This is a genomic window from Aliibacillus thermotolerans (assembly GCF_027853235.1).
GTDB lineage: Bacteria > Bacillota > Bacilli > Bacillales > Marinococcaceae > Aliibacillus > Aliibacillus thermotolerans.
Genome location: NZ_WKJG01000038.1, coordinates 19,834 through 29,883 on the forward strand (window position 1 = coordinate 19,834; position 10,050 = coordinate 29,883).

General features: G+C 40.9%; 11 protein-coding genes. 3 read left to right on the forward strand and 8 right to left on the reverse strand.

The window, feature by feature from the left end; genetic code table 11:
* Window positions 1-51: 51 nt before the first annotated feature.
* The 3 genes from GJS40_RS06315 to hpaB are packed head-to-tail and all read right to left on the reverse strand — an operon-like array spanning window position 52 to window position 3,037.
* Entirely contained in the window at window positions 52-531 is a 480-nt protein-coding gene (locus GJS40_RS06315) for a flavin reductase family protein (RefSeq protein WP_270897003.1), read from the reverse strand.
* Between the two features lie 32 nt (window positions 532-563).
* Entirely contained in the window at window positions 564-1,547 is a 984-nt protein-coding gene (gene hpaD / locus GJS40_RS06320) for a 3,4-dihydroxyphenylacetate 2,3-dioxygenase (RefSeq protein ID WP_270897005.1), read from the reverse strand.
* Between the two features lie 29 nt (window positions 1,548-1,576).
* Entirely contained in the window at window positions 1,577-3,037 is a 1,461-nt protein-coding gene (gene hpaB / locus GJS40_RS06325; RefSeq protein WP_270897006.1) for a 4-hydroxyphenylacetate 3-monooxygenase, oxygenase component, read from the reverse strand.
* 159 nt (window positions 3,038-3,196) lie between these two features.
* Here hpaB and GJS40_RS06330 point away from each other — a divergent pair, with 159 nt between their 5' ends.
* A complete protein-coding gene (locus GJS40_RS06330) occupies window positions 3,197-4,096 on the forward strand; it encodes a LysR family transcriptional regulator (RefSeq protein ID WP_270897008.1) in 900 nt (299 codons plus the stop codon).
* 113 nt (window positions 4,097-4,209) lie between these two features.
* Window positions 4,210-4,680 (forward strand): Hsp20/alpha crystallin family protein, encoded by a 471-nt coding sequence (locus GJS40_RS06335; RefSeq protein WP_270897009.1) that lies wholly within the window; start codon window positions 4,210-4,212, stop codon window positions 4,678-4,680.
* A 47-nt stretch (window positions 4,681-4,727) separates the two neighbouring features.
* Here the strand turns inward: GJS40_RS06335 and GJS40_RS06340 are convergent, their stop codons facing one another.
* On the reverse strand, window positions 4,728-5,150 hold the full coding sequence (locus GJS40_RS06340) for a DUF2935 domain-containing protein (protein ID WP_270897010.1): 423 nt from the start codon (window positions 5,148-5,150) through the stop codon (window positions 4,728-4,730).
* A 361-nt stretch (window positions 5,151-5,511) separates the two neighbouring features.
* On the opposite strand from GJS40_RS06340, the gene GJS40_RS06345 reads away from it, so the two are divergent.
* Window positions 5,512-5,901 (forward strand): ectoine synthase, encoded by a 390-nt coding sequence (locus GJS40_RS06345; protein ID WP_270897012.1) that lies wholly within the window; start codon window positions 5,512-5,514, stop codon window positions 5,899-5,901.
* 53 nt (window positions 5,902-5,954) lie between these two features.
* Here the strand turns inward: GJS40_RS06345 and GJS40_RS06350 are convergent, their stop codons facing one another.
* The 4 genes from GJS40_RS06350 to GJS40_RS06365 all read right to left on the reverse strand — a co-directional run bounded on the left by GJS40_RS06350 (window position 5,955) and on the right by GJS40_RS06365 (window position 9,420).
* Window positions 5,955-6,149 (reverse strand): hypothetical protein, encoded by a 195-nt coding sequence (locus tag GJS40_RS06350; RefSeq protein ID WP_270897014.1) that lies wholly within the window; start codon window positions 6,147-6,149, stop codon window positions 5,955-5,957.
* Window positions 6,150-6,319: 170 nt separating this feature from the next.
* Complete coding sequence (locus GJS40_RS06355; RefSeq protein ID WP_270897016.1) at window positions 6,320-6,520, reverse strand: hypothetical protein; 201 nt, start codon at window positions 6,518-6,520, stop codon at window positions 6,320-6,322.
* Between the two features lie 286 nt (window positions 6,521-6,806).
* Window positions 6,807-7,676, reverse strand: coding sequence for a 2-oxoacid:ferredoxin oxidoreductase subunit beta (locus GJS40_RS06360; RefSeq protein WP_270897018.1), 870 nt, complete (start codon window positions 7,674-7,676; stop codon window positions 6,807-6,809).
* Window positions 7,657-9,420, reverse strand: a complete 1,764-nt coding sequence (locus GJS40_RS06365; protein ID WP_270897019.1) for a 2-oxoacid:acceptor oxidoreductase subunit alpha — start codon at window positions 9,418-9,420, stop codon at window positions 7,657-7,659. The genes GJS40_RS06360 and GJS40_RS06365 overlap by 20 nt, the downstream gene beginning before the upstream one ends.
* Window positions 9,421-10,050: the final 630 nt, after the last annotated feature.

A 10,050-nucleotide genomic window follows, 5' to 3' on the forward strand; every position in this document is an offset into this window, starting at 1 on the left:
CCAAGACCTCCATCAAAGTATGACGGAAAAGACCAGCATCATACTGGTCTTCTAAGGACTTACTTCCATTGAAGAAGAAAGACGATAATAGTTACCGCTGTAAAAAAGAAGCGGTTCTCCTTTCCTTGTTTTGATATCTATTACTTCACCAATGAAAATAGTATGGTCTCCAGCCACTTTCTTGGAAAACAGACGGCAAACAACGGACACGAGGGAGTCTTCAATAATTGGCACTCCATGTAACCGAGCAAATGTAGGAGTTTTTTCCAATTTGATTTGACCGGCAAATAGCATCGACAGTTCTTTTTGTCGTTCTGTTAAAATATTGACAGCAAATGTTTGTGCTTCTATCATTTTTCTTAACATTTTAGCGCGGTGATCCACTGAAACGGCAATTAATTTGGGGTTTAATGACACGGACATAAAGGCATTCGCCGTCATACCATGGACGTTCTTTTCGTATTCCGTCGTAACAATCGTTACACCGGTGGCAAATTGACCCATCGCTTGTCGAAACGTCCGATCATCCATCCTACACCCCTCCTTTCGTAAAAAATGGTCCATTACATCGAAAAGTCCGGTTTATAAAGGGAAAGGGTTGCTTCCTCCCTCTTTACTTCTTCTTGAGTAATGACATGTAAAAACGGTGACGCTTCATTGAACCAGCTATCTGGGGCTTCGTGTCCCCAAAACGTTTGTCTTGTCTTATCATGCACACTCCAACGTTTCGGTTGAAAGTCTCCGTCTCCGGTAAAATAATCTCCGAAATACAGTTCAATCCGATGACCATCGGGGTCTCTTAAATAGAGGAAAAAAGCGTTGGATAAACCGTGTCGTCCCGGACCTCGTTCAATCTGATCCGCCATTTTCATAGCAGCCAACACGTCACATGCATGAATTAAAGCGAGCGGATCCGGTAGCCAATAACCAACATGATGGAGGAGTGGACCATCTCCATTCATAAACGCTTGGTCATGCACATTTCCTTTCCGATGGGTCCAAATCGCCCATAATTTTCCATTATCGTCCTCCGTATATTCAGAACAACGAAAACCAAGTTGATCACGATAAAATTGATACGCTTTTTCGACGTCAGGTACGAGACAATTTAAATGATCAATTCGTTGGATACGAGCGCCTTTATATAAGTCGTACCGTTGCAACAGCCGCTCCGCATGTTCCATTTCGGCAAAAAATTCTACCGACATGCCAGAAATATCTTGCATGCGAAGTGCTTTCCCAACCGCCCGTTGTTCTCCTTTTTCCACCCAACGATATGGGAAATTGTTTCGTTTTGCGATCTCTTCTAATTGATCGAGTACACTTTCGTGATTGACTTTATAACTAATTACTTCCACCGCTGGCTTTTCTGCTTTTTTCAATAACAAGCTATGATGATGTTGCTCTTCATATCCTCGTAAATATAGATGGTGATCATCAGACTCTGTTTCTACAAATCCTAACGCATCGACGTAAAAACGTCGTGAAGCTGCTAAGTCGGTCACATGTAAAACTGCTCTCCCCGCCCTCGTAATATTAGGAACCATGATAACTCCCCTCCTGAAATGAAATTCCTTTAATTCGTCTGTTTCGACACTTCTTTCAAAAAGTCAGAGACAAGCTGTTTATACGGCTCTTTGTCAAATTGATCAAAATACGCCATGCCCATTCGAATCGGATCTCCGAAGAAATAATATTCATAGTGTGTCTGTCTTGCCCCAAAAGCACTGGCAGTTAAATCCCATGCTAACCGGAATAATTGCACGCGCTCATATCCATTCAAGTTTTTCCCTTGTAGACCGCGCTCAATAATCGGTCCGATCTCTTCATGTTGGAAGTCCGCCTCTGTCGGAATACCAGTTAGTCCGGAAGCGGCAAGCACTCGAATGATTTCTGCTAAATCAGGGTAGACACGCGGATACCAGTTTCGCGCTGTATTTAACGCATCGAAGTCTGGATTCATCGTCCCGTACCGGTCTAGTTTCGCATTATGTTCTGCTCGGTACAGATGAGAACGCATCGTTTCCAGAGTAATCATAATGTCTCGGCCTTTATCTTTTACGTGTTGGAATTGGTCAATTCCAATGGCATCCATGATCGAGAGGGCCACCCCAAGAATAAATTCAGTTTTGACGATTGCTTTTGCGACGACTTGATGGGACATATGAACGACTGCATTCGTTTCTGAAAAAGTGCGGTTACAAATAGAAGAATTTCCACAAACAAACACTCTTTCCCATGGAACGAAGACATTTTCAAAGGAAATAATCGTATCTCCTTCTTCAAAACGAGACGATAACGGATAATCCCATTTATTATCTTTATAATCCCACGGTTCCCGACTAATGTGCTTGATTCCCGGGGCATTGTTTGGAATCACAAACGCTAATGAATACGGGTCATCCAATTCCCCTGCCTTTTTCACTGTGGATGGGAACACTAATGTCTCATCCGTAATTGCTCCTTGTGTCGCTAAGAGACGAATGCCATCCACAATAATCCCGTCGGAACGCTCTTCCACTAAGTGAAGGGCAACATTGGCATCTTTTTGTTCGTGTTGTGCTTTGGCACGATTGATTTGAGGGTGAATGAGAGTATGGGTGAGGCTAATATCATTTTCTCGGGCGTATTCGTAATATTTCCGTGCGTTTTCAGCAAAAACAGGATCCGCCTCCGCAAATAAATCATTGTTCATACCCATTGCCATGACTTCTGCATTTAAATAATCCGGGGAGCGTCCCATCATTCCATGGGAAAAGCGGGCCCACTCTTGTATTGCTTCTCTTCTGGCAATCAAATCGTCAATCGTCGTTGGATGTTTAAAGGTCATACCGACTTTATCTCCGGTTGTTGGAGACGTATATAACATTTTGTCCGGCTTCTCATGTTGAATGTCATACAGTCTCGCCATCGAATCAACGACATTTTTAAAGGAAGGATGCGTCGTCACATCGGTAACTTTTTCCCCATTGGCATACACGTGATTTCCTGATTTTCTCAGCCTCTCTTTATATTCTTTTCCTGTTTTATATCCCATCTTCCTCCTCCTTTATCACTCATTTATGAAAATTCAAAATTAAATGAATGTAAACGCTTTCTTTTGTTACTTCTATTATTTCGCATGATATAGTATATGTAAAATATCATTTTTATTTAAATTCTATATAGAAAATATATAATCAAAGGAGGAGGTTATATGAACTTCAAACAGCTGAAATATTTTTATGAAATTGCCAATGAAAAACAAATTACCCGTGCGGCAAAAAAGTTGCACATTTCCCAGCCGCCCCTCAGCCAGTCTTTGCAAGCATTAGAGGCAACCCTTGGCTGTGCGCTATTTGAGCGCAATGGACACACCATGGAACTTACTGAAGCAGGGGAAGTACTTTATGAAAAAACGAAAAAACTATTAGATGAAATTGATGATACGATGAGAGAAGTAAAAGAGACAGGACAGGGGGTTCGAGGTTCTATCACTATTGGTTGTAACCGCTCCTGTTTTGCTCATATCCCACAAGCCGTTCGGCAATTTCAACAACATTTTCCCCACGTGCAAATCCAACTCATTGAAGGGGATTCTTATCAATTAACGAATCAATTGCTAAGAAGAGAAATCGAATTAGCGATCATTCGACTACCAGCTGATTTAGAGAAGTTTCATTACTTTCGCCTCCCAGATGAAAAATATGTCGCCATGGTCTCCAAACAATACCTTTCTGAAAAAAATAAAACAACCATTACGATCAAAGAACTTTCCGAACTACCTCTTTTTCTTTTGCACAGGATAAAAGGAACCGGTCAATTTGAAATTTTTATGAATATGTTTCAAAAGAACGACCTCACACCTTACATTATCGGAGAATCTCCAAATGTCGATATGATTATTGGTCTCATCAAAGAAGGCCTCGGAGCTACCATCTTACCGGAATCTATCTGTCATCAAGAACACTCCAGTAACATTCATGTCCTTGAAATAGAAGACGTTGAGCTCATCTCCAAATCTGCCGTGTTAACACTAAAAGAACGTTATCTTTCCAAAAAAACAAAACGATTTATTCAACTATTGCAAACAAATAGACACCATATATATAAATAAACACCTCTGCCACTCATGTAATTGTGACAATTTAACGAACGACGTTTATTTTTTACCAAAATGGGAATACAAGACATAGTAATAATGATGCATATAAAGGGGAGGAATCAATGATGAAACCAATCAGACGTTGGAATGACAGAGAAGACATCATGAAAAGCTTTAGAAATGAAATGAACAACATGTTTCAACGCTTTTTCGATGATTCTTTTTTCAGCGACAAACCGATATGGAAAGATAGTTTCACCCCAGCATGCAACATAGAAGAAAAACGAAACAAATACATCGTGGAATTAGAAGTACCAGGAGTAGAACCCGATGACATTGAGATAGAGATTGACGAAAATGTCATGACGATTAAAGGGGAAAGAAAACAACAGACAGAAACAAAAGATGATGATAGCCAAATGCATATCGTAGAACATAATTACGGTTCTTTTTACCGCTCTTTCACCTTACCCGATAACGTGAACACAGATGAAATCGATGCCCACGATAAAAACGGAATTCTTTACATTACGATTCCGAAACAAAAAGAGAGAAAAGTTCGTCGTATTAAAATTGGAAGACGTCAATCCGAATAAGAATAGTCATAAGAGGATGGCATCTTGTCCCATCCTCTTGTAGTTAGTTATTCATAAAGAATTGTCTGAGCGATCCCGATAAAATATTCTGATTCGACAATAATGTGATTTAACACCACTTTTGCAGTTGGATTCTCTCGTATTGGGGCACTTTCCCTCATTAAACGACGACAAAACTCGATGAAGCGCTCGCTCTGTTCTAGTGAAAACATTGTCAGCTGTATCACATCTTGATAAAGCATCGGAGTAACGTTTCCGTTCGAACGAATCACCGTTTCAATGTAGCGCACAACCCGTTGATGAGCTTTCGCAAATTCCATCTCCCAATTTTCTAGCGCTTCTACAAATGGGCGCTCCAGATTACTCACCAACTCCCGAATCACAACGGTATGTTCTTCCTCTTGATGCTTCCAAAACTCCGCCTCATCCAATACACGCAATGGCATTTGCTTTCCGTAATAAAATTGCATGCCAATCCCCCTCATTTAAATGAATCATCACCACATGTTATGTACAAGCTTTTGATTTAGAAGGGATTTTTTACAGAAACATCGAAGAATTTAATAGAGCGGATAAGGAAGATAGTGTCGAGATATATACTTAAAAAAGTATTGCATGACATTCCACGCAGATTCATTCATAGCTTAGACTAGCTTCGCGGATTAATTTTAAGAAATTTGGAATATCCTTTCTCATAACGTTGTATGCTCGTGCTATTTTCCAAATCATTGGCTTGGATACTGTTTGTTTTAAGGTGGATTTTCACTTACCATGGAAACATAGTAAGAAGCAGTTCACCTACTATAAAAAAAGAACAAAGGAGATTACGTAATGAAAGTTGTAAAATTTGAGGATGTGGCAGGAACAGAATATCAAGTAGATGGCGGAAACTGGGTAAGTACCCGTCTTTTATTAAAAAAAGACAATATGGGTTTTTCCGTGACGGAAACGCTTATCCGTAAGAATACAGAAACACATATTCATTATAAAAATCATCTGGAAGCAGTCTATTGCATCGAAGGACATGCAGAAGTAGAAACTCTCGCTGATAACAAGGTCTATACGATTAAACCAGGAACACTTTATGCGTTAGATGAACATGATGAGCATTTACTTCGAGGCATTGAAGATACAAGAATGGTGTGTGTCTTTAACCCACCACTCAGTGGAAAAGAAGTACATGACGAAAATGGTGTCTATCCTGCTGATTTAGACGATTAATTGACATACAAGAAGCTGAGCATCATACATTAAAAAATGGTTCCAAGCAAATTTTAGTGCTTGGAACCATTTTTGTAGCGTTTTTTCCCTTCTTCTATGATCGGGTGATTGTTTCTTGCGGTTAAGTTTACCGCGAGAAGTACAAATGAGCCTCCAAAAGCCCGGCGCTGATTATACGTCCGTTTCATCAGTATCTCGTCTGAAAGCTTCGTATGTACGCGGATGGTAAATAGGACGGTCCGACGCAAGAGAAAGCTTCCTGAAACGGTGTAAAATGTCATAAGACCTTTCGGTGGGAGTTTGATGCGATATATAGTCGCATGGATCTTTTATGCGACACTTCATTGCATCGTTTTCGTAATAAGAGACTGTCTAACAAGTCCTAATAAATAAATCAAGCGTTCCTTTCAACAATCATTTAGCGCTGAAACGGTGCCATACATCGTGCATGGATTGCTTTCACAATGGTGTTTGGATTGAAACGGTGCCATGATCCATTCATCGCTTGTTTCCACAAACTATTTTTGAATGAAACGGTGGCATGAGCGATCCATGACTTGCTTTCATCAGACATTTTTGAATGAAACAGTGTTATGAGCCATTCATGGCTTGCTTTCATCAGACATTTTTGAATGAAACGGTGTTATGAGCCATTCATGGCTTGCTTTCATCAGACATTTTTGAATGAAACGGTGTTATGAGCCATTCATGGCTTGCTTCCATTCGCTATTTTTATATGAAACGATGGCATGACCCATCCATGACTTACTTCCATCAACAATTTGGTGTTGGAAACATGCCTATTCGGTCAAGAGACGTTTCCAGAAGCAATTTTTGATGAAGCGATAACAAAAAAATGTCCAAAAAGTCACCAATCATGACTTTTTGGACAGCTCCTTGTGTTTTTACATAAATTCATTGACCAATGCATCAAACTTCTCTTTTTCTATTTTCATGTCCCCATGAGCTAACGGTTCATCGCTAAAGCCAGTAACTAATTCTTCATAAGAAGGACGTTCTTCTTGATAAATAATACCTGTCACAAGACTGTTATGTTCCATTAACGTATTCATTGCCATCATACGGTCTGTTTTGTCGTATCCTTCAATGTCACTGAGCTTCGTTAAATTCTCTTTAAACCAGTCGTACGTGTTCACTTTATTGTACGTCACACATGGACTAAACACGTTTACGATAGAGAAGCCTTTATGCTGAATCGCAGCTTCAATCGTCGCCGTTAAGTCTTTAATCTCCGTGGAGAAACTTTGTGCGACAAAAGTTGCTCCGCTCATGAGAGCTGTTTCCATCGGCGGCAGTGCTTGCTCAATCGACCCGTCCGGCGTAGAGGAGGTGACAAAGCCACTATCCGAACGAGGAGAAGTTTGTCCTTTTGTCAGTCCATACACTTGGTTGTCCATGACAATGTAAGTGATGTCAATGTTGCGACGCATCGCATGAATCGTATGCCCGATTCCAATCGCAAAACCGTCTCCATCTCCTCCTGCTGCAACGACAGTAAGGTCCCGGTTCGCCATTTTTACCCCTTGAGCCAGCGGGAGTGCCCGACCGTGGGTACCATGAAAACCGTAAGAACGAATGTAACCAGAAATCCGCCCGGAACAACCAATTCCAGAAATAAGCGCTAAGTTTTCGGGAGTCAGGCCGAGGTTCGCTGCTGCTCGTTGAATGGCTGACTGAACGGAAAAGTCTCCGCACCCAGGACACCAATTCGGCTTCACGCCGTTGCGAAAATCTTTAAATGTTAATGTGCTCATGCTTCAACAACTCCTTGCTTCCTTCGTAGATCTCTCCTGGGAAAATTGGATCTCCGTCGTATTTCAAATAGCTTTGAATTTTTTCGACTTGCCCTACATTCATTTTAATAATGCTTGCAAGTTGGCCACTGGCGTTGTTTTCAACGACTAGCACTCGCTTCGCCGAATCGATATACGGCTTCACATGCTCTGTCGGGAACGGGTGAATCAAACGAATGTGCAGATGATTCACATTGAATCCTTCACTTTCTAACTGTTCTCTTGCTTCTTCAATGGCACCACGAGTAGCATTAAATCCGACGAGAAGCAAGTCCGTCTCGTCATGTGGCGTTTCCCCGTCGACTGGACGAGGGAAATTGTCAACAAGATGTTGTAGCTTACGCATCCGTTTTTCCGTTTGCGCTTTACGGTTCGCGGTGTTTTCCGTTGGACGACCTTCTTGATCGTGCTCGAGTCCAGTAACATGGTGAATGCCATGTTTCGTTCCCGGTAGCACCCTTGGAGAAATGCCGTCTTCGGTGATTTCATAACGCTTAAAGTAACTGTGAGGATCTTCTCGTTCCGGCACTTCGTCCAGTAATTTTCCTCTTCGAATCTCTACTTTATCTAAATCAAACGGTGTCACTGTCTGTTTCGATAAAGAAAGCTGTAAGTCAGAAAGGAAAATGACAGGACATTGATATTCATCGGCAATATTAAACGCTTCCACCATATCATAAAATGCTTCTTCCGCCGTACTCGGTGCCATCACGACTTTCGGAATGTCCCCATGGGTTCCGTAAATCATCTGCATGAGATCCGATTGTTCTTGTTTCGTTGGTAGTCCGGTAGATGGACCGCCACGCTGGGTATCAACAACTACAAGTGGTGTTTCCGTCATTCCAGCAAGCCCAATGGACTCCATCATGAGAGATAGCCCAGGCCCCGCAGATGCTGTAAAAGAGCGAGCGCCAGCGTAATTCGAACCGATCGCCATCATCACCGCAGCAATTTCATCCTCCGTTTGAATGACTGTTCCACCGACATCCGGTAATTTTTTAATTAAATATTCCATAATATCGGAAGCAGGAGTAATTGGATAGGCTGGCATAAAGCGCACCCCTGCAGCAAGCGCACCAAGAGCGATAGCCTCATTTCCAATCATAAACATTCGTTTTTGGCCATCAGCTTCTTTTAGCGACAACGTACCATCTACATCTCCAAGACTTTCTTTCATATAATGATAGCCTTCTTCCATCGACTTCATATTTTTTTGTACCATATCGTCGCCTTTTCTTCCAAAAATCTCTTGGATGACATTCGTAAAAAGACTGACATCTAAGTCCATCACCGCACAAGTGGCACCAATGGCGACCATGTTTTTCATGAGCGGTGTTCCCTGTTCTTTCGCAATTTCCGTAAATGGAACCGGATGTAGTTCAGCTTTTGAATCTTCCGGGTTCACCGGACGAAATTTCGCATCGGCAATAATGATGCCTTCTTCATTCAGTTCATGATAGTTTAAATCAATCGTCTCTTGGTCAAAAGCAACTAAAATGTCCAAGTCTTCCGCCACCGTTTGGATTGGGGTGGTGCTGACTCGAATTTTATTGTTTGTATGTCCCCCTTTAATTCGGGAAGAGAAATGACGATAACCGTATAAATGATATCCTAGTCGATTCATTCCTACAGAGAAAATTTCTCCTGTACTTTCAATCCCTTCTCCCTGTTGGCCACCAACTTTCCAAATAATTTGATCTCTCACATACTCCACTCCTAATTTTAATAATGATAATTAAAAATGTTATCGAAAAAAGCTGTTTTTTACAATGACAGATTTTTTAAACTTTCACAACACTATGCATGTGATACTCACCAAATAGTTATTTAGTAGAGTTACTAGTCAGAAAATTCAAATTTATAGTTATATACTATCCAGTTATATTTTATCTGTCAAGTAAAAAGTAACTACTAAGTAACTTAATTATAAACAAAAACCCCCTTACTTCTTCACCTTCGACCGACGAGTATACAAACATCTACCGTCATTGACACCTCTTCTTGCTCTATAAAGCTCTTACGTTGTTCTTCCCCCCATAGACCAAGCCAACGGACTCATCGCAAAAAAAGGAGACAATAGCGGTTGTTCCAATGTCTTTGTATAAGTAATACGTTTACTCTCCCCATGCGGAAAATGCTCCCTAAACCGAGTCAAAATTTCTTCATTTGAGTACTCACGTTTCTTGTCACTATGAAATAAGTAAGTACCTCAGCTTTCGCAGTCCAAAATCTTGTTTAAATGCTTGATGTAAATGGTTTTGGGAAGTACAAAATTATCATTTGACATTTTTTAAAACATAAAGAAAGACACCTATTCTTTTGGTAAAATATTGGT